Origin of the sequence: Sphingomonas sp. HMP9, assembly GCF_013374115.1 — a bacterium.
In the GTDB taxonomy this organism is placed as follows: domain Bacteria; phylum Pseudomonadota; class Alphaproteobacteria; order Sphingomonadales; family Sphingomonadaceae; genus Sphingomonas.
In genome coordinates, this window is the sequence record NZ_AP022673.1 from 2868321 (window position 1) to 2886476 (window position 18156).

The 18156-nt window shown below is 65.8% G+C and carries 20 protein-coding genes; 10 read left to right on the forward strand and 10 right to left on the reverse strand.

The window, feature by feature from the left end:
• Nucleotides 1–9: 9 nt before the first annotated feature.
• The 6 genes from dnaQ to HMP09_RS12880 all read left to right on the forward strand — a co-directional run bounded on the left by dnaQ (nt 10) and on the right by HMP09_RS12880 (nt 3633).
• The gene (dnaQ, locus tag HMP09_RS12855) at nt 10–702 is read left to right on the forward strand and encodes a DNA polymerase III subunit epsilon (protein ID WP_176500679.1); all 693 of its coding nucleotides are present in this window, start codon (nt 10–12) and stop codon (nt 700–702) included.
• A gap of 61 nt (nt 703–763) precedes the next feature.
• Nucleotides 764–1363 (forward strand): ribosome hibernation-promoting factor, HPF/YfiA family, encoded by a 600-nt coding sequence (hpf, locus tag HMP09_RS12860; RefSeq protein ID WP_176500680.1) that lies wholly within the window; start codon nt 764–766, stop codon nt 1361–1363.
• A 113-nt stretch (nt 1364–1476) separates the two neighbouring features.
• Nucleotides 1477–1944 (forward strand): PTS sugar transporter subunit IIA, encoded by a 468-nt coding sequence (locus HMP09_RS12865; RefSeq protein WP_176500681.1) that lies wholly within the window; start codon nt 1477–1479, stop codon nt 1942–1944.
• Nucleotides 1945–2053: 109 nt separating this feature from the next.
• A complete protein-coding gene (locus HMP09_RS12870) occupies nt 2054–2521 on the forward strand; it encodes a PaaI family thioesterase (RefSeq protein ID WP_176500682.1) in 468 nt (155 codons plus the stop codon).
• The gene (locus HMP09_RS12875) at nt 2518–2844 is read left to right on the forward strand and encodes a DUF1491 family protein (protein ID WP_176500683.1); all 327 of its coding nucleotides are present in this window, start codon (nt 2518–2520) and stop codon (nt 2842–2844) included. The genes HMP09_RS12870 and HMP09_RS12875 overlap by 4 nt, the downstream gene beginning before the upstream one ends.
• 153 nt (nt 2845–2997) lie before the next feature.
• Entirely contained in the window at nt 2998–3633 is a 636-nt protein-coding gene (locus HMP09_RS12880; protein ID WP_176500684.1) for a cell wall hydrolase, read from the forward strand.
• 100 nt (nt 3634–3733) lie between these two features.
• Here the strand turns inward: HMP09_RS12880 and HMP09_RS12885 are convergent, their stop codons facing one another.
• The 4 genes from HMP09_RS12885 to recQ are packed head-to-tail and all read right to left on the reverse strand — an operon-like array spanning nt 3734 to nt 8264.
• Nucleotides 3734–5629: an AsmA family protein gene (locus HMP09_RS12885; RefSeq protein ID WP_232090252.1), complete on the reverse strand. Its 1896-nt coding sequence runs from the start codon at nt 5627–5629 to the stop codon at nt 3734–3736.
• 45 nt (nt 5630–5674) lie between these two features.
• Nucleotides 5675–6073: a hypothetical protein gene (locus HMP09_RS12890; RefSeq protein WP_176500685.1), complete on the reverse strand. Its 399-nt coding sequence runs from the start codon at nt 6071–6073 to the stop codon at nt 5675–5677.
• Complete coding sequence (locus HMP09_RS12895) at nt 6070–6498, reverse strand: TIGR01244 family sulfur transferase (RefSeq protein ID WP_176500686.1); 429 nt, start codon at nt 6496–6498, stop codon at nt 6070–6072. Before HMP09_RS12895 ends, HMP09_RS12890 begins: the two co-directional genes overlap by 4 nt.
• Entirely contained in the window at nt 6495–8264 is a 1770-nt protein-coding gene (gene recQ, locus HMP09_RS12900) for a DNA helicase RecQ (RefSeq protein WP_176500687.1), read from the reverse strand. The genes HMP09_RS12895 and recQ overlap by 4 nt, the downstream gene beginning before the upstream one ends.
• A 138-nt stretch (nt 8265–8402) precedes the next feature.
• Between recQ and HMP09_RS12905 the strand changes: the two genes are divergently transcribed.
• The 3 genes from HMP09_RS12905 (at nt 8403) to HMP09_RS12910 (ending at nt 10545) form a co-directional block, all read left to right on the forward strand.
• Nucleotides 8403–9377: a hypothetical protein gene (locus HMP09_RS12905; protein WP_232090253.1), complete on the forward strand. Its 975-nt coding sequence runs from the start codon at nt 8403–8405 to the stop codon at nt 9375–9377.
• 94 nt (nt 9378–9471) lie between these two features.
• Complete coding sequence (locus HMP09_RS18440) at nt 9472–9693, forward strand: type I restriction endonuclease (RefSeq protein WP_232090254.1); 222 nt, start codon at nt 9472–9474, stop codon at nt 9691–9693.
• A gap of 63 nt (nt 9694–9756) precedes the next feature.
• Nucleotides 9757–10545 carry a hypothetical protein gene (locus HMP09_RS12910; protein WP_232090256.1) on the forward strand — a complete coding sequence of 263 codons (789 nt, stop codon included), beginning with the start codon at nt 9757–9759 and terminating at the stop codon, nt 10543–10545.
• Nucleotides 10546–11012: 467 nt separating this feature from the next.
• Here HMP09_RS12910 and HMP09_RS12915 read toward each other — a convergent pair whose 3' ends face one another.
• Complete coding sequence (locus tag HMP09_RS12915) at nt 11013–12842, reverse strand: ABCB family ABC transporter ATP-binding protein/permease (RefSeq protein ID WP_176500689.1); 1830 nt, start codon at nt 12840–12842, stop codon at nt 11013–11015.
• A gap of 121 nt (nt 12843–12963) precedes the next feature.
• Between HMP09_RS12915 and HMP09_RS12920 the strand changes: the two genes are divergently transcribed.
• Nucleotides 12964–13194, forward strand: coding sequence for a hypothetical protein (locus HMP09_RS12920; protein ID WP_176500690.1), 231 nt, complete (start codon nt 12964–12966; stop codon nt 13192–13194).
• Between the two features lie 73 nt (nt 13195–13267).
• On the opposite strand, the gene HMP09_RS12925 is transcribed toward HMP09_RS12920, so the two are convergent.
• The 5 genes from HMP09_RS12925 to crtY all read right to left on the reverse strand — a co-directional run bounded on the left by HMP09_RS12925 (nt 13268) and on the right by crtY (nt 18143).
• Complete coding sequence (locus tag HMP09_RS12925) at nt 13268–14215, reverse strand: phytoene/squalene synthase family protein (protein WP_176500691.1); 948 nt, start codon at nt 14213–14215, stop codon at nt 13268–13270.
• A gap of 154 nt (nt 14216–14369) precedes the next feature.
• Nucleotides 14370–14951, reverse strand: a complete 582-nt coding sequence (locus HMP09_RS12930) for a TIGR00730 family Rossman fold protein (RefSeq protein WP_176500692.1) — start codon at nt 14949–14951, stop codon at nt 14370–14372.
• A 94-nt stretch (nt 14952–15045) separates the two neighbouring features.
• Nucleotides 15046–15318 (reverse strand): hypothetical protein, encoded by a 273-nt coding sequence (locus tag HMP09_RS12935; protein ID WP_176500693.1) that lies wholly within the window; start codon nt 15316–15318, stop codon nt 15046–15048.
• Between the two features lie 186 nt (nt 15319–15504).
• On the reverse strand, nt 15505–16980 hold the full coding sequence (locus HMP09_RS12940; RefSeq protein ID WP_176500694.1) for a phytoene desaturase: 1476 nt from the start codon (nt 16978–16980) through the stop codon (nt 15505–15507).
• Nucleotides 16977–18143 (reverse strand): lycopene beta-cyclase CrtY, encoded by a 1167-nt coding sequence (crtY, locus tag HMP09_RS12945; protein WP_176500695.1) that lies wholly within the window; start codon nt 18141–18143, stop codon nt 16977–16979. The genes HMP09_RS12940 and crtY overlap by 4 nt, the downstream gene beginning before the upstream one ends.
• Nucleotides 18144–18156 lie beyond the last annotated feature (13 nt).

The window sequence follows — 18156 nt, forward strand, 5'->3', positions numbered from 1 at the left end:
ACCATCGAGATGCGTGAGATCGTCTTCGATACCGAAACCACTGGACTCAGCTTTTCCGGGGGCGACCGCATGGTCGAGATCGGTTGCGTCGAGATGGTCAACCGGGTCGAGACCGGCCGCACCTTTCACGCCTATTACCATCCCGAACGCGACATGCCGGTCGAGGCGTTCAACGTCCACGGGCTGAGCCAGCAGTTCTTGTCGGACAAGCCCAGATTCGCCGATGCAGTCGAGGACTTGCTCGATTTCGTCGGCGATGCGCCGATGATCGCGCACAATGCGGGCTTCGATTTCTCGTTCCTCAATGGCGAGCTGACCAAATGCGGGCGTCAGATCGTCCACATGAAGCGAATGGTCGACACGCTGCAAATCGCGCGCAGCCGTCACCCCGGCGCCAAGCATTCGCTCGATGCGCTGTGTTCGCGCTTCGGGATCGATCGCAGCCACCGTGTGCTGCACGGCGCGCTGCTCGACGCGCAGCTGCTCGCGCAGGTCTATGTCGAGCTGATGGGTGGCCGCCAGATCGGCCTCGGCCTGCTCAGCGACACCGGCAGCAGCGCCTCGACTCCGATCGTCGTACAAGCGCCTCGGGTCGTTCGCCCGCCGCGTGTTTTCGCGGTGAGCGAGGGAGACCTTGCGGCGCATGCGGCGTTTATGAAGGGGATCAAGGATCCGATTTGGGGGGCCGTGGCGTCCGGATGACGCTGGCAGGGTGGAGCCAACAGGACCGCCCGAGGACTGTAACGCCGTTAAGGAGACGACAATGGATATCCGGATTTCTGGTCATCAGGTTGACACTGGCGAAGCACTCAACAGCCATGTGGAAGACCGACTCCAGGGTATCGCCGACAAGTATTTCTCGCGCGCCATCTCGGCCGAGGTCACGTTCGGCAAGGGCCCGCACGATGCGGGCTTCAAATGCGATATCGTCTCGCATGTCATGAAGGGCCTGGTGCTCAAGGGCCATTCGGAGGCCTATGACGCCCGCGCCGCGTTCGACGGTGCCGCCGCCAAGATCGAGACGCAGCTCCGCCGCTACATGCGCCGCCTGAAGGACCGCCACGCGGGCGAAGCGGTCGCGATGGCCGAGAGCAACGGCTATGACAATGCCGGGTACACACTGTTCCAGGAAAGCGTCGAGGAAGACGATGTCGCCGATGCACCGCTGATCATCGCCGAAACGCGCGTCGATATCCCCGAGGCCAGCGTGTCCGACGCGGTGATGATGCTCGATCTGCGCAACACCGCAGCCTTGTTGTTCACGAATGCGGGTACCGGTGCGCACAACATGGTCTATCGCCGCGGTGACGGCACGATCGGTTGGGTCGAGCCCCAGCGGGCAGCGGCCTCCAGTAACCAATAATCCCCTTCTACCGTAAGAAAGGTTCATAAGGGCGTGCGTCTATGACGCGCGCCTTTACGCCGTTGCGCAACCCGCTAAGGCAGACGCGCGGGGGCGCTTGAGACAATGAACGCATGACTGATTTCAGTGATATGCTGCGTCCCGACGCAGTCCAGACCGATGTGATCGCCACCAACAAAAAGGCGGTCCTTCAGCACCTTGGCGCAATTGCATCCGAGATTGTCGATGCGGATTGCAAGACCATCGTCGACCGTCTCACCGCGCGCGAGAAGCTTGGATCGACCGGGTTCGGCGGTGGCGTCGCGATCCCCCACGCCAAGCTTGAGGGCCTCGCGCAGGTAACGGGCGTCTTCGCGCGACTCGCACAGCCGGTCGATTTTCAGGCGGTCGACGATCTCCCGGTCGATCTCGTCTTCATGCTGCTGTCCCCCACCGATGCCGGCGCCGTCCATCTGAAGGCCCTCGCCCGCGTCTCGCGACGGTTGCGCGACAAGGCGTTCCTCGAAAAGCTGCGCGGCAGCGGATCGCCCGACGCGGTCTACGCGCTGTTCACCGCCGACGAGGTTCGCGATGCCGCGTGACCCCCGCGCTCTCGTCATCCCGACGCGCGTGCATCATGGACGGATGCCGATCGTGGCTCTGGATCCTGATGTTCGTCAGGAAACGGCCTGCGGGTCGGGCAGTACGCGGATGCCTGACACCCAGAACACCGCCGGGGCCGATGCGCATTTCCGTGCGCTCGAATCGCTCTACGCGCAGGCGCCGATCAACCGCTTCTTCGACTCCTCGCTCGAAATTCCGGAGGCCGGCGTCGCGCGAATCCGTTTCACGATCGACGAACGCCACTACCACGCGGGCGGCGCAGCGCACGGCACGAGCTATTTCAAGATGCTCGACGACGCCGCCTTCTACGCCTGCAACAGTCTGGTCACCGATCGTTTCCTGCTCACCACCGCCTTCAACCTGTTGCTCACCCGGCCGCTCAAAGTCGGTCCCGTGATCGCCGAGGGACGCTGGATCAGCGGCAAGCGACGCGTGTTCGTCGCGGACGCGCGGTTGATCGATGCGGACGGTGAGGAAGCGGCACGCGGCACAGGCACCTTCATGCGGTCCCGGATCGCGCTCGCCGGCCTGCCCGGATACCGCAGCGCAGCATGAGCGGCCGTCTTCCCAGCGGGATCCTTGTCAGCGCCTTGCTGCGGCGCGTCAATGACGCTGGCGGGTTCGGCGCGGTATTGGCGAAAGGCGACCCGCAAGGGGGCGCGATCCTGGTCATCGCGATCGACAAGTACACCCCGCCCCGGCTGCTCGAACGCGGGATCGGACCCGATGGACGGACCGCGCTGATCGACTCCACCCCGCTCGAGGACCTCGACGGATATTGGCGTCGCCGCCGCGCAAGCGACCCGGATCTATGGGTTATCGAGGTAGACATCGCAGCGGCGGAACGGTTCGCCGCTGAAACGATCCTCGACGATTGACTCGAAAGCCCCCCCAATAGAGGGGGATTGCAACATTGATTGGCGTTGTGCTGGGACGGGTGCGATCCGGATCAGTTACGCAGTCGGGGGGATGCCCGGACGATCGGCTCGTACGATTGGTTCCGTGGTCCAACCGCATCTGAATAAGTTTGAATGACGATTCTTCAGCGGGCTGCGACGATCGCAGTCATGACCTTCTCTCTGGCCGGCTTGCTCGGCAACAGCGCTCCCGGTCAGGCAACCGGTATCGATCGCTCGACCACCAATCTCACTGCTCTCGCCAATCTTAACGCACTCTCGCCGCAGAATGTTCCGCAGGTCGCTCCCGCCGCAACCACCGTTGCAGCCGTCGAGCCGATCGCTCCTGCCGAGGAAGAAGAATTCGACACGCTTGCTCAGGCCGTTGCCGCGCAGGACAGTGCCGCTGCCGACGAAGCGCTTCAGTGCCTTGCCGGCGCGATCTATTTCGAATCGAAGGGTGAGCCGCTGACCGGCCAGCTCGCGGTCGCCGAAGTCATCATCAACCGCGCCAAGTCGGGTCGTTTCCCCGCCGATGTCTGCGCCGTCGTCAAGCAGCGCGGCCAGTTCAGCTTCGTTCGCGGTGGCCAGATCCCCAACATCAACGCTGGCACCGCCTACCGCACCGCGATCGCGGTCGCCAAGGTCGCTCTGGCCGATGCGTGGAACAGCCCTGCCCAGAAGGCGCTCTACTTCAATACGCCCGATCGCCGTCCCAGCGTCCGTGCGATCAAGGTCGCATCGATCGGCAACCACGTCTTCTATCGCTGATATCCCGCGAATATCGCTGAAGTTTGACCCCGTCCCGCACCCCGCGGGGCGGGGTTTTCTGTATCGGGCGGCGCCCGCGGCGGCTCGGCAAATCCCCGCCTTAGCGAAGGACCCGCGCCGCCAATCCCGCGCAATCTGCATCCCTCGCCGTCGGGCCCTGCTCGCCGCTGATCGCCCGTCCGATCGCCTTGAAGATATTCCCGACCGATTTGACCTCGGGCGGGATCGTCACATGCGGCTGCTGGATCGTCCCGGTCATGTACGCCGACCCCGGCAGTTGCAGCAGCGCATGCTGTTTAGGCGCGCCGCTCAGGCGAATGGCGATCGCCTCGGCAGGAAACACCACGCTCCCCTGCCCGTGCAACTGGCTCGCGGTGGTATCGACGACCATCGGATCGACGCGTCCCCGCCCCTGCGTCACGTCGAGCTTCACGACCACGCACCGTAGCCCAGCGCGCGCGCCGTCCTTGGCGAGCAACGCGCGCGCCGCGTCGAACCCCAGCGCCGCGGCGATCCCCTGCGGCAACTGCCCGTCGCGCGCGACGAACCCGATGCTGCCGTCGGCGTTCCCGACCGCCGCCCGGATCGTCTCGCCCGACCCCTTCAGCCGGACCCGTGCGCTCACATTCCCGCTGAAATCGCCGCGACCGCCTGCCAGTGCCTGTACGCTGCTGCCGCGTAAACGGAGGTCGATCGCGACGGTCGGCGTCTTGCGACCGCCGCGCTGGTCGACCGTGACCCTGCCGGTGACGGTCCCCTGCGGCAGCCTGGCGACCAGCCGGTCCAGTGTCAGCAGCTGGTGATCGATCGCGATGGTCCCCTTGGCGGACACGATCGGCGACTTGCCCTTCGCCGCGACGATATGGTGGATACGGAACCCGAATGCGGCGTCGGTAGTGTCGATCTTGCCGATATCGATCCGGGTATCGGGAACCAGCCTCGGCCCGATAGCGCGTTCCAGCGCCGCGCCTTTCGCCTGCGCCTCGTCCGACGACAGATCGGCAAAGTCAAACTGGCGGGAGACGATGTCGCCGTTCACCTTGCTGCGGCCATCCCGCTTGTCGACCGTGACGTGGCCCGCAAAGTCGGACCGCCCGACCACGCCCTTCAACTGCGTGACGACCCATTTCGGCGAATCGTGGCGGACGTGCGCGCTGAACGACACCGGCTGTGTCCGGAACAGCCCTGCCTCGATCACCGCATCTATCAACTTCAGGTCGGTCGCGCGCGCCGTAACGTCCAGGGTAATCGCGTCGGTATCGAGCGGCCGGTCCATCAGGCCCCTCGCCGAGATCGACAGCGCATCGCCGTCGATCGACGCGGTGAACGGCCAGGGCTTGCCCTGCGATCGTTCGATCGACGGCCCGGCGACCGCAATCCGCACGGCCGCCCCGCGCACCGTGCCGGTGCCGTTCGCGCGGATGCCCGCAACCGGATCGGACGAGAACCGCGCGGTGATCTGCCGTCCCTGCTTGGCATCGCGGTACGAAATCACGCTGTCGCGAATGACGAGCCCCTGCAGATCGTTCGAACTGCCGCCGCCCTTGGCCTTGCCCGGCCGGTCCCAATTGGTCCGCCCTTGCTTGTCGCGCACCAGCGCCAGCTGCAGCCCGGTCGCCTTCACGTTGCGCGGGCCGAATCCGCCCTTCAACAGCGACAGCGCGGAGAAGGTCGCCTCCGCCTCGCGCAACCGCACGAAATCGCCGCCCCCGGCCCATGTCGCCTGCGGGATACGGACCTGCGTGATGCGGATCGTCGGGGAGAAGCCGAACCCGTCGACCCGCTCGATCCCGCCGATCGTTACCGGGCGACCGAAGCGCGCGGTGAGCTGTCGTTCGATCACGCCCTTGAGCGATCCCCAGGGAAACACGGCGAGCCCGATGATGACCGTAGCCATCACGGCCACGACGACGATGCCGGCGACTTTGACCCAGCGCTTGGCGACCCATGTTCTCATCCAGAGCGGCGACGCCTCGCCGCGCCAAACGTTCCGCAAGCGTCAGAACCGCTGCCGCAGAATTACCGCAGTACCGGCAGGTCGCTAGACCCGAACGCTTTTCGGCGCCAACCGCCTGATATCAAGGACATCCACCTGCGCGAGCATCACCGCGCCCAGCGCCTTGTCCCCGGTCTCGACCAATATCCCCTCTCGCGTCGCGCGCACCGTCCGCCACGACACTTCGCGCACCGCCAGCGTCTTGCCGATCCGCTTGACTGCAGCAACCCGCCCGTCATCCGCGATCGCCAGCGCGCCCTGGCCATCCGCGCCGACCACGGCCCCCGCCACCGCAAACCCGCGAAGCTGCGCTTGCGCCGCGTCCGCCGCCTCTTCCGGTGTCTCGATCTTCACGATCCGCCGCATCCGCACGACCGTCCAGCCGACGCCAGCGAGCAGTAGCACCACGACGGTCGCGATGCCGCCGACGATCGCAGGTGTCATCGCGGCCCTGCGAGCGCGTCCAGCATCGGGCGGATTCCGCGCAAATCATACCCGGCGTCCTCGGCCTGCGCGAGCAGCAGGTTCGGATTCCGCCCCGCCTTCGCTGCCGCCAGCGCCCACAGGTTGCAGCTCCGCGTTCCCGACCGGCAATAGGCCAGCACGGGGCCGTCGGCCTCGACCAGAGCCTGCGTCATCGCGTCGATCTGCGGATGCGAGAAGCCCGCATGCGTCACGGGAATCGCGACGTATTTCAGCCCGGCCGCTTCCGCCGCAACGCGAATCGCGTCGCCTGAAGGCTGTCCCGCATCCTCGTCGTCGGGACGATTGTTGACGATCGCCTTGAAGCCCGCCGCGGCGATCGTCGCCACGTCGTCGACCGCGATCTGTGGCGCGACCGAAATACTTTCGTTGATTTGCCGTATCATGCGGACTCGCGGATCACCTGGAGGAAGGCATCCCCATAGGCGTCGAGCTTGCGCGCGCCAATGCCTGAAAGCAGGCTCAGCTCGGCCCGCGATCCGGGTCGCTGCCGCGCAATGTCACGCAACACCGAATCGTGGAAGATCACATACGGTGGAACGCCCGCTTCCTTCGCCAGGTCGCGCCGCCGCATGCGCAGCGCCTCGAACAGCGGATCGTCGACCGGGTTCGGCACGGCGCCAGCCGCACCCTTGCGCCGGCGCTCGCGCTTGGGCGGCACGACGATCGACACCGCCGCCTCGCCCTTGAGGATCGCCTTCGCCGCGGGCCCGAACTCTAGGCCCCCATGCGGATTGGTGCGCAGCGCATCCTTCAGCATCAGCGCACGCGACACGGGTTTCAGCAGCGCCACCTCGTCGCCATCGACGATCCCGTACACCGACAGCGCCTCATGCCCGTTCATCAGGCTCCGCTCCGACGACACGCCCGTAAGGATACCCTCGATATACCCCACGCCGAACATCTGCCCCGTCCGGAACACCGCCGACAGGAATTTGCGCGCGGTCTCGGTCGCGTCCACCGCATCGACATTGCCGAGGCAATTGTCGCAATTCCCGCAATCCTCCAGCCGCTCCTCGCCGAAATGCTTGAGCAGGATCCGCCGACGACACCCGGCGGTCTCGACCAGCCCGCCCATCGCGGTCAGCCGCTGGCGCTCGCCCGCCTGCCGCTCGGGCTCGACCTCGCCGATCCGTTGCCGAGCGCGCGCGAAGTCCTCCGCGCCCCAGAACAGGTGCGCGATCGCCGGGTCGCCGTCGCGCCCCGCGCGCCCCGTTTCCTGATAATAGGCCTCGATCGACTTCGGCAGCCCCGCATGCGCCACGAACCGCACGTCGGGCTTGTCGATCCCCATCCCGAACGCGACCGTGGCGCAGATCACCATGTCCTCGCTCGCGACGAAATCCGCCTGGTTCTTCGCGCGCACCTGCGGGTCGAGCCCGGCATGATACGCCCGCGTCGGCCGCCCGCTCCGCCCCAGCGCCTCGGCGAGCTTCTCGGTCGCCGCGCGCGTCTGGGCGTAAACGATCCCCGGCCCCGGGATCTTCTCGAGGATGTCGGCGATCTGCCGGTTGACGTTGTCGCGCCCCGAAATCGCATAGCGGATGTTCGGCCGGTCGAACCCCGACACGATCAGCCCCTCCTGCGATATCCCCAGCTGCTCCAGGATATCCGCGCGCGTATGCGCATCTGCGGTCGCGGTCAGCGCGAGCCGCGGCACATCCGGAAAACTGTCGAGCAACGGCCGCAGCAACCGATAGTCCGGCCGGAAATCATGCCCCCATTCGCTGACGCAGTGTGCCTCGTCGATCGCGAACAGCGACAATTTGGCCTGGCCGAGCAGGTTCCGGAAACTCTCGTTCGAGGCGCGCTCGGGCGCGACGTAGAGCAGGTCGAGATCGCCCGCCCGGAACCGCGCGATCGTCTCCTCGCGATTGGTATCGACCGAGGTCAGCGTCGCCGCCTTGATCCCGACCGCCGTCGCCGCACGCAACTGGTCGTGCATCAGCGCGATCAGCGGCGACACGACCACGCACGTGCCCTCCAGCATCGTCGCCGGCAACTGGTAGCAGAGCGACTTGCCCGCCCCCGTCGGCATCACCGCCAGCGTCCGCTGGCCCGCGAGCACCCGGTCGACGACATCGCGCTGCACGCCACGAAAATCAGGAAAGCCGAAGATGCGCTGGAGATCGGGAAGGGGGTCGAGTGCCATTACCAAGCGATCTAGGCGTCGCGCGGTCGCCCGTCGAGGGGCGTGCCTGTATTCGGTATCCAGCCATTACCGATCATGAAATCGTTGCGAATACGATACGACACGGCAAGATCGCGGCGCCCTGTCGGTGGAGACCTCATGATGATCGCCTATAGTCTACGAGCCGGCGTGGTTGGATCGGTGCTCATGGGCAGCGTCGCGCTTGCCGGCGATACGGTCGCGACCATCCGCGAGGTGCCGGTCGGCGGAATGATCGCCGCAACGATCGACGGCACGCCCGTCACGCTGCGCGTCGATCCCGCGGCGCCCGGCCTGGTATTCGTCACGACTTCGGTCGCGGAACGGCTTGCGCTGAAAGGCGGTGCGCTCGGACTTGGCTATTCGGTCGGCGGGCAAGGCGCGATGCAGGCGACGACGGTGCGGCCAATGACGTTCGGGACCGATCCGGTGAAGCGCCGGATCGGTTTTCCGAGCCGCAAGCATGAGACCAAGGGCGACGCTGCCGACCCGCGGTGGATTGGGCGCGCCTATGCCGATGTCGGCGATGGCAGCATCGGGCCGGGGTCGCTGCCCGAACCGGTCGTGCGCATCCTCCTGAACGCGCCGCGTACCGGCGAACGGACCGTCGCCTTGCCGATGGTCGATGGCGGCGGCCTGCTGGGGCGGCTCTCCGGCACCTTTGCCCAGATCATGATCGGCGGCCAGCCGATCCGCGTCCGCTTCGATCCCTATCACCCCCGCACGACCGTCACCGCCAACGCCGCCACGCTGATCGCGCAGGCGCAGCGCGGTACGCTGGCCGGCCTCACCGCACCGGTCGAGATCGCCTTCGGTATCGCCCGACCGGTCCGCATGATGACGCTCGCCACCCCCCTCGCGGTTGGCCCGCTTGCGGTGTCGTCGATCGGCGTGCGAACGACCGACGTCGGCAGCGCCACCACGATCCCCGATGCCGACGCGCCACCCCCCGACCCCGACGAGATCGTCGTCATCGCCAAGGGCAAGCGCGACCCCAAACACGATCGCCTGACGATCGGCGCCGACCAGCTCGACCGCTGCTCCGCCATCGTCTTCGACAAGCCGGCGAAACAGATCCGGCTGACCTGCGGCTAAAGTCGGTCGATATCCGGCCAGTCTGTCGCGGTCCGATCATGGACCGCGACACCGCGTCCCTGCATCCGGTCACGTTCAAACCGGGGGGACGCGCATGGAACTGAACATCAGGCTGGCCGAGCTTCAGAAGCGGACGATCGAACATCGCGAGGTGCTGTTGACCGAAGAAGCGGCAAAGACCGCGCTGGTCATGCCGTTCCTCCAGTCGCTCGGCTATGACGTGTTTAATCCATCCGAGGTCGTACCCGAATTTACTGCCGACGTCGGCACCAAGAAGGGGGAGAAGGTCGACTACGCGATCTGCGCGGGCGGCTAGGTGTCGATCCTGATCGAGTGCAAGCCGTCGTCGGTCTAGCTCAACGTCAATCACGCGGGGCAGTTGTTCCGCTATTTCAGCGTTACCGACGCGCGCCTCGCCGTGCTGACCAACGGCGTCGTGTATCAATTCTATTCGGACATCGAACGCCCGAACAAGATGGACGACAAACCGTTCTTCACCTTCACGATGGACGCGATCAAGCCTGCCGACATCCGTACGCTCGAGAAATTCACCAAGGCCGCGTTCGACATTGACAAGATCGTCCAGGAGGCCGGCAACCTCAAGACGCAGTCGTTGATCCGCCAGGAGCTGGAAAAGGAGTTCGCCGAGCCGTCCGACGAGTTCGTCCGGATGATGGCGCAGCGCGTCCATGGCGGGCGCCTGACGCCGGCGATCAAGGACGGTTTCGCCAAGCTGCTCGCGCCCGCGATCGCCGCGCTGATCCGCGATTTCGTCAACGAACGCCTTTCATCGGCACTGAAGGCGTCCAGTCCGGTCGAGGACCTGCCTGTGGGGGCGTCCGACGACCCCTCCGACGGCGACGGCATCGTCACCACGCAGGAGGAGATTTCCGGCTTCCACATCATCCAGGCGATCGCCTCGCGACTGGTCGATCCGAAACGCGTGATCGTCCGCGATGCGAAATCCTATTGCGCGATCCTGCTCGACGACAACAACCGCAAGACGGTCGCGCGGATGCACTTCAACGGCATCACGACCAAGTATCTCGGGATGTTCGCCGGCAAGGACGAAACGCGGCACCTGCTGTCGGATCTGACGCACATCTACCAATATTCGAGTGCGATCGAGGCAAGGTTGCGCGAACTGGACCCGTCAATCCCGGCGTAGGTACGGCGACACCCTTCTGTTCCCCTGCGAAAGAGAGGGCCCAGGACCAAGCAGCACCATCGCTCGCAATTCCTGGCCCCCCGAGTTCGCGACGGAACAGATTTGGCGGCGTATATCGCGGCGCTTCCCGCCGATGCTTCGCCCGATACACCCCCCCAACCTCCACCCCGGCGGAGGCCGGGGCCCAATTGGAAAGGTGGCAATAACGACGCGCCGCCCTCCGTTAGCAACGTCTCCCAATTGGACCCCGGCCTACGCCGGGGCGGTGGCGCGAAGGCGGGACCCAGACTGTTCTCCCGCCTTCGCGGGAGAACAAGGAAGGGGGAGCTGCCGTTCGAATGCTGCCACCGTCCGTGCGTAACGGGACGAGCACGGAACACGTCCGACTCAGAGGGGGCGTGGGGCGCGCTGATGAGCGATGGCCATGTACGGCTGCTCATGCCGTTAGCGCCAACGCCTGAAGCCCCCTACTCCGCCGCCAGCGCCCCGTCATCGTCCCCTGCCCGCTCCTGCGCCTGCCGGTTCCACATCTCCGCATACACGCTGCCCTGCCGCAGCAGATCCCCATGCGTCCCCTTCTCGACGATCCGCCCCGCCTCGAGCACGACGATCTGGTCCGCATGCACCACCGTCGACAACCGATGCGCGATCACGATTGTGGTGCGGCCACGCTCGATTGCCTCAAGCGTGTCGAGGATTTCCGCCTCGGTCCGGCTGTCGAGCGCCGACGTTGCCTCGTCCAAAATCAGGATCGGCGGGTTCTTGAGCAGCGTACGCGCGATCGCCACACGCTGCTTTTCGCCGCCCGACAGCTTCAGCCCACGCTCGCCGACCCGGGTCGCATACCCGAGCGGCTGGCGTTCGATGAACCCGGCGATCGCCGCGCCCTTCGCTGCCGCCTCGACTTCGGGCATCTCGGCCCCCTCTCGGCCATAGGCGATGTTGTACCCGATCGTGTCGTTGAACAGCACCGTATCCTGCGGCACGATGCCGATCGCGGCGCGCAGCGACGCCTGTGCCACCTGCGCGATGTCCTGCCCATCGACGGTGATCCGTCCGCCGGTCAGGTCGTAGAACCGGTACAGCAGCCGCGCGAGCGTCGACTTGCCAGCCCCCGACGGCCCGACCACCGCCAGCGTTGATCCCGCCGGTACGTCCAGCTCCAGGTCACGCAAGATCGGCCGCCCGGCATCATAGCCGAACGAGACATTTTCGAACCGGACATGCCCCGCAGTCACTGCCAACGCGGGCGCGCCCGGCGTATCCACCACGGAGGCGGGCGTATCGATCAGGTCGAACATCGCCGCCATGTCGAGCGCGCCCTGCCGGATCGTGCGATACACCATCCCCAGCAGGTCGAGCGGCCGGAACAGCTGCGCCAGCAGCGTCGACACGAACACCACGTCGCCGGCGGATGCGAGCCCACGGCTCCACCGCCACACGACGAACCCCATGCCGCCCGCCAGCATCAGGTTGGTGATCAGCGCCTGGCCCAGGTTCAGCCAGGCAAGCGAATTCTCGCTCTTCACCGCGGCCTCTGAATAAGCCGTGATCGCGCTGTCGTAGCGTTTCGCCTCGCGCTCCTCCGCGCCGAAATACTTCACCGTCTCGAAGTTCAGCAGCGAATCCACCGCATGCGCCACCGCCCCGGTATCGAGGTCGTTCATCCGCGCCCGCAGGGCGTTGCGCCAGTCGGTCACCATCCGCGTGAACGCGATGTACCCGACCACCATGATCACGGTCGCGACGACCAAAGGCCAGCCGAACTTGGTCCAGAACAGCCCCAGCACCAGCACGAGTTCGAACACCGTCGGCGCGATGTTGAACAGCAGGAAGTACAGCATCGTGTCGATGCTCTTGGTGCCGCGCTCGACGACCTTGGTGACCGCGCCCGTGCGCCGTGACAGATGAAAATCGAGGCTCAGCGCATGCAGATGGCGAAACACCTGCGCGGCCAGCCGCCGCGACGCGTCCTGCCCGACGCGCTCGAACACCGCGTTGCGCAGATTGTCGAACAGCGTCGTCCCGAACCGCGACGCGGCGTATCCGACCACCAGCAGCACGACGAGCGTCAGCGCCCCGCGGTCGTTCCCCGCCATCCGGTCGACCGCGTATTTGAGCGTAAACGCTGCGCCGAACACCTGGATCAGCTTCGACGCGATGACGAGCAGCATCGCGACGACGATCCGCGCCTTCAGCTTGGGCTGCCCCGCCGGCCACAGGAACGGCAGGAAGCGGCGAAGCGTCGGCAGCAGGGGCTGGTCCGCGCGGGTGGAGGTGTAGGTGTCGGGTGGCATGGATTGTAACGATGTAGGCACAGTCAAGCCCAGGCGAAAGCAGTTGGGGGAACAATCCTGCCACTTCGTCTCTTTAATTACCGTGTCCAACGCCGGCCACCGCGATCCACTGGAGAATGAAATGGAACCGCTGTTCTACGTCATGGCCATCATGGGCTGCGGTGACGGCAACGTGAACTGCACCGAGGCACGCGTAATTCCGGCACGCTACGAAACGATGGCGCAGTGCCGCGCCGCGCTTCCCGACCAGCTGGCGCACAACACCGATGTCCCCTATCCGATGATCGGCGCGAACTGCCGTGCTCAGGGCCAGTTGATGGCGAAGACCGGCAGGGCCAAGTCGCAGGGTTGACCAGTTTAACCGCGATAGTGGAGACCGAGACTGGACCTCCCTCCTCGCGAAAGAACTAGCTAGACGTCGGTGATCAGCGCGGCCGCGTCCACAATCGCGCATCCCGCGCAGTTCGCGGATACAGTTTGTCCCGCTGAGCCGCCTCCCGCGCTGCTGTCAGGATAAACCCCAGCTTCTGCATTCCCGACGTCGTCACCCGGTGGTCCCAGGCATGCTCGCCGCGCGCTGCCACTGTCCGGCCGATCGCGCCATAGATCCCTGCCGCCGACAGCACGGCCCAGGCTGAGCGGAACGACAGCGCCGGCGTCCCCTCGCGCGCACTAGCCTCGAACGCCGCAGCCCGGTCCGCCATTCGCTTCGTCAACACGGCAAGGCGAGACCGGAAGGGCGGCTTCATGTGCTGGCCCGGCGGAAAGTCCATTTCGACCAGCCATTCCTCGGGGAGATAGCATCGCCCGACCCGGTCATCCTCCTCGACATCGCGCGCGATATTGGCGAGCTGGAACGCCATCCCAAGGTCGCAGGCGCGGTCTAGCGTATCCTCGTCATCCGGGTCGACGCCCATCGCCACAGCCATCATGCACCCGACGACGCCTGCGACATGGTAGCAATATTTATAGAGATCGTTCTCCGACCGCGGCCGCCATTCGCGTGCATCCAGCGCGAACCCCTCGACCAGATCACGCGCGAACCGCTTCGGCAACCGGGTCTCCGCCGCGAAGATCCGCAGCGCATCGAACGCCGGCTCGCCGACCACCTCGCCTGCGAGCGCCTGCTCGGTCATCGCCGACAACTGCACCAGCCGGGCCGGCGCGTCGTCGACGACGGTCATCCCGTGGCCGTGATCCTGCCCATCGGCGATATCGTCGCACCGCCGACACCACGCGTACAGCAGCCAAGCCCGCTCGCGCGTCGGCGTGTCGAACAACAGGCTGGCTGCCGCAAAGCTCTTAGACCCGCGCGCAATCGACTCGCGCGCGGTCGCGACGATCGCCTCGCGGGAGGGCAGGGGGTGGCTCATGACCTACCCCTTAACGCTACCACCCCGGCGAAGGCCGGGGCCCAACTGGAAAGTCTTGAGTAACTACGCGTACCGCAAACCAATTCACGTTTCCCAATTGGCCCCCGGCCTCCGCCGGGGTGGAGGGGAGTGTCGATGTGCGATCCGACGACCGTCACAGATCCGACGCGTTCATCCGCACGATCGGCTGCGTCGGAACGTGCCGCGCCATCCGGTCGAGCAGCACGTCCAGCGTATCCGCCACGATCAGCAGATCGCGGTGCTGCGGCCGGAGGAAACCGACCTCGCCCATCTTCTCCCAGAACGCGATCAGGTGGTCGTAATAGCCCGCCGTATTGAGCAACCCGACCGGATCCGCATGATAGCCAAGCTGCGCCCAGCTCAGCGCCTCCCACAACTCGTCCATCGTGCCGGTCCCGCCCGGGATCGTCACGAACCCGTCGGAAAGATCGGTGAACATCTGCTTGCGCTGATGCATGCCCTGCACGACGTGCAGCTCGGTAAGCCCCCGATGCGCGACCTCCGCATCGACCAGCGCCTGCGGAATGACCCCGATGACCTCGCCGCCACCCTCGAGCGCCCCATCCGCGATCGCGCCCATCAGGCCCGTCCGTCCGCCGCCATAGACAAGCCCGATCCCGCGCTTGGCAAACGCCAGCCCCAGCGCCCGCGCGCCCTCGATATAGGTCGGATCGGCCGGCGTGGCCGACCCACAATAGACTGCAAGACGTTTCATATGCCCGCGTTAGGGGATGTGATACCCGGTCACAAGGAGGGTACCCGGCCTGATTATGCGGGTGCCGCCGCAATGACGGCACCCGCCAACTATCTCAGCACTTGCTCCGGCAAAAATCGCCGGCCTTCCCGGCGGCATAGTTGCAGACCGTGCTTGCGGGCCAGGGCAGGGCGCTACAGGCGGCTTGGGCTGCCTGCTGCGCGATGTTGCAGGCCGTCGTGCAGGCATTGCCGACGTCTGCCTCCATGGGAGTCTCGCCGACCTCGACCGTCTGTCCGTCGAAGTTCTCGCCGATGATGTCGCGGATCTTTTGCTGCTCGTCGCTGCTGATCCCGTTCCAGTCCACGCTCTTGACAGTAATGGCCATGATGCATCCTCTCTGTTGTCGACCGGTATCCGGTCGAAAGAGATGCTAGAACAACGACCGCCGGCATCTACATCCGATACAGCCATTACTGAGTTGGTCGCCACTTCAGAGGAAGTGTAGCCTGCTAATCTATGAAACTTACACCGTTTCGGACAAATCTGGCGGACAGTAAAAGGTTTGGTAAGGCTATCGTTCGCCGAGCATCAGTGCCGCCGTAGCCTTCGCGCTCCCCACGACCCCCGGAATCCCCGCGCCGGGATGCGTGCCAGCCCCGACGAAATACAGGTTCGGAATATGCTCGTCGCGGTTGTGCACGCGAAAATATGCGCTCTGCGTCAGCACCGGCTCCAGCGAGAACGCCGACCCCAGATGCGCGTTCAGATCCTGCGCGAAATCCTTCGGCGCGTAGCTGAACTTGGTCACGATCCGCTCGTGGATATCCGGGATCAACCGCCGGCCGATCTCGTCGAGGATGCGCTTTTCCAGGATCGGCGCGATCTCGTTCCAGTCCACCGGGAACTTCCCCATGTGCGGCACCGGCGCCAGCGCATAGAACGTCGAATGCCCTTCCGGCGCCAGCGAAGGATCGGTGACGGTCGGATGATGCAGGTACAGCGAGAAATCTTCGCTCAGCACCCCGTGATCGTAAATATCCTCGAGCAGACCCTTATAGCGCGGCCCGAACAGGATCATGTGGTGCGGGATGCCCGGCCACGTCCCCTTGATCCCGAAATGCACCACGAACAGCGACGGCGAATATTTCTTCCGCTCGAGCGACCCCGTCTTGCGCTTGGCACTGCGCGACGTCGCGAGCAGATCGCGGTAGGTGTGCATGATGTCGCTGTTCGCCGCCACCGCATCCGCCTGACCCGACCAGCCGCTTGCGCACGTCACCCCGGTCGCGCGGTCGCCGAGCGTCTCGATCGACGTCACCGGATCGTCGAGCCGCAACACGCCGCCCAGCCGCTCGAACTGCGTGACGAGCGCCGCGACCAGCCGGTTGGTCCCGCCGCGCGCGAACCATACGCCGCCATCGCGCTCCAGCTTGTGGATCAGCGCATAGATCGCGCTGGTCGTCATCGGATTGCCGCCGACCAGCAGCGTGTGGAACGAGAGCGCCTCGCGCAGCTTCTCCGACTTCACATAGCTCGACACGATCGAATAGACCGACCGCCACGCCTGGTATTTCGCCAGCGCGGGTGCCGCCTTGATCATCGACCCGAAGTCGAGAAACGCGACATGGCCGAGCTTCTCATAACCCTCGTGGAACACGCCCGCCGAATATTGCAGGAACTTCTCGTATCCCGCCCAGTCGCCGGGGTGCAGCTTCTCGATCTCGGCGCGCATCTGCACGTCGTCGTTGGTGTAATCGAAATTCGTCCCGTCAGGCCAGTTCAGGCGGTAGAATGGCAGCACCGGATCGAGCGTCACGTCCTCGCTCATGTCGCGCCCGGTCAGCGCCCACAGCTCGCGCAGGCAATCCGGATCGGTGATGACGGTCGGCCCCGCATCGAACGTGAAGCCGTCGCGTTCCCAATAATAGCCACGCCCGCCCGGCTTGTCGCGGCTCTCCACGATCGTCGTCTGCACACCCGCGGATTGCAGCCGGATCGCGAGCGCCAGCCCGCCGAAACCTGCGCCGATGACTATTGCGGTCTTCATGATGACATACTGCCTGCGATGGCGCGGACGGCGCGCACGATGGGGACGGGGGGCTTGCCGGTTAGGACCCGCGCCTTGTCGGAGAGGGTCGAGCGTCCGGCGTAGAAACGGCCGATTAGCGGTGGTGAGAGGCGATAGAAGCGTTCGAGGATGCGGTAGCGTTCCTCGGGCTCTGCCGCGCGAAATAGCATCGTGTCGAGCATCCGGTAGAAGCCGCGGCTTTTCCACGTCGCCCGCGCCATCGCATGCGTGGCGTCGTGCAGGTTCGCGCCCGAGAAATCGCGAAGGCCGGCGATCATGGCGGCGGTCCGCACCGCGTCGGGCAGCGAGTAGCCCGTGGTCGGATGGAACATCCCCGCACGCATCCCGGCCTTGGCAACCTTGGCGCCACCCGAGCGCCAATAGGCGTCGAAATCGCCGCCCATCGCGACCGGCAGCACGCCCGCTTCGTGGCGCGCCGCCTGCGCCACACGCCAGCCGCGCGCGTCGGCATAGTCGTGGATCCGCGTCGTCAGCGCCTCGACGTCGAGATCGGGCGTGTCGCTGTAATAGGTGTCCTCGACGAACATCCGGTCGGCGGCGAGCGGCAGGCAATAGACGAAGCGATAGCCGTCGATCTGCGGCACGGTCGCGTCCATGACGATCGGCACCGGGCTCTCATGCGGCGCGTCGAGCACCAGTTCGCGACCGACGAATTTCTGCCACGCCAGATCGAGCAGCGACAGGTCGCCCGGCCCGCGCGCGTCGATCACGCCGGTCGCCTCGATCCGGTCGCCGTCCGCCAGCACCACCGCGGTGGCACTTGCGCCCGATACCTTGCGCCCCAGCATCAGCGCGTGCGGCGGCAGGACGCGGCGCACCTCGCGGTCGAGCCGCTCGCTCTCGATCGAATAATAGGTCGCGTCGATCGTCCGCGCATGCGCGGGGAAGCGCACGTCATAGCCGCGCCACGCATGCACCACGAGCGGCGCGACGAGCCAGCGATCGGCTTGCGCGACGTCGCTGCCGAAGAACGACCAGAGGTGATTGCCGCCGACCACGCGCGCGGAGTCGATCAGTCTCACGTCGAGCGCGGGGTGCTTGGCTTTGAGCGCCAGCGCGATCATCCCGCCGGCCAAACCCGCGCCAACGATCGCGACGTCGCAGGTTGTCGTCGATGCCATGCCTCCGACTAGC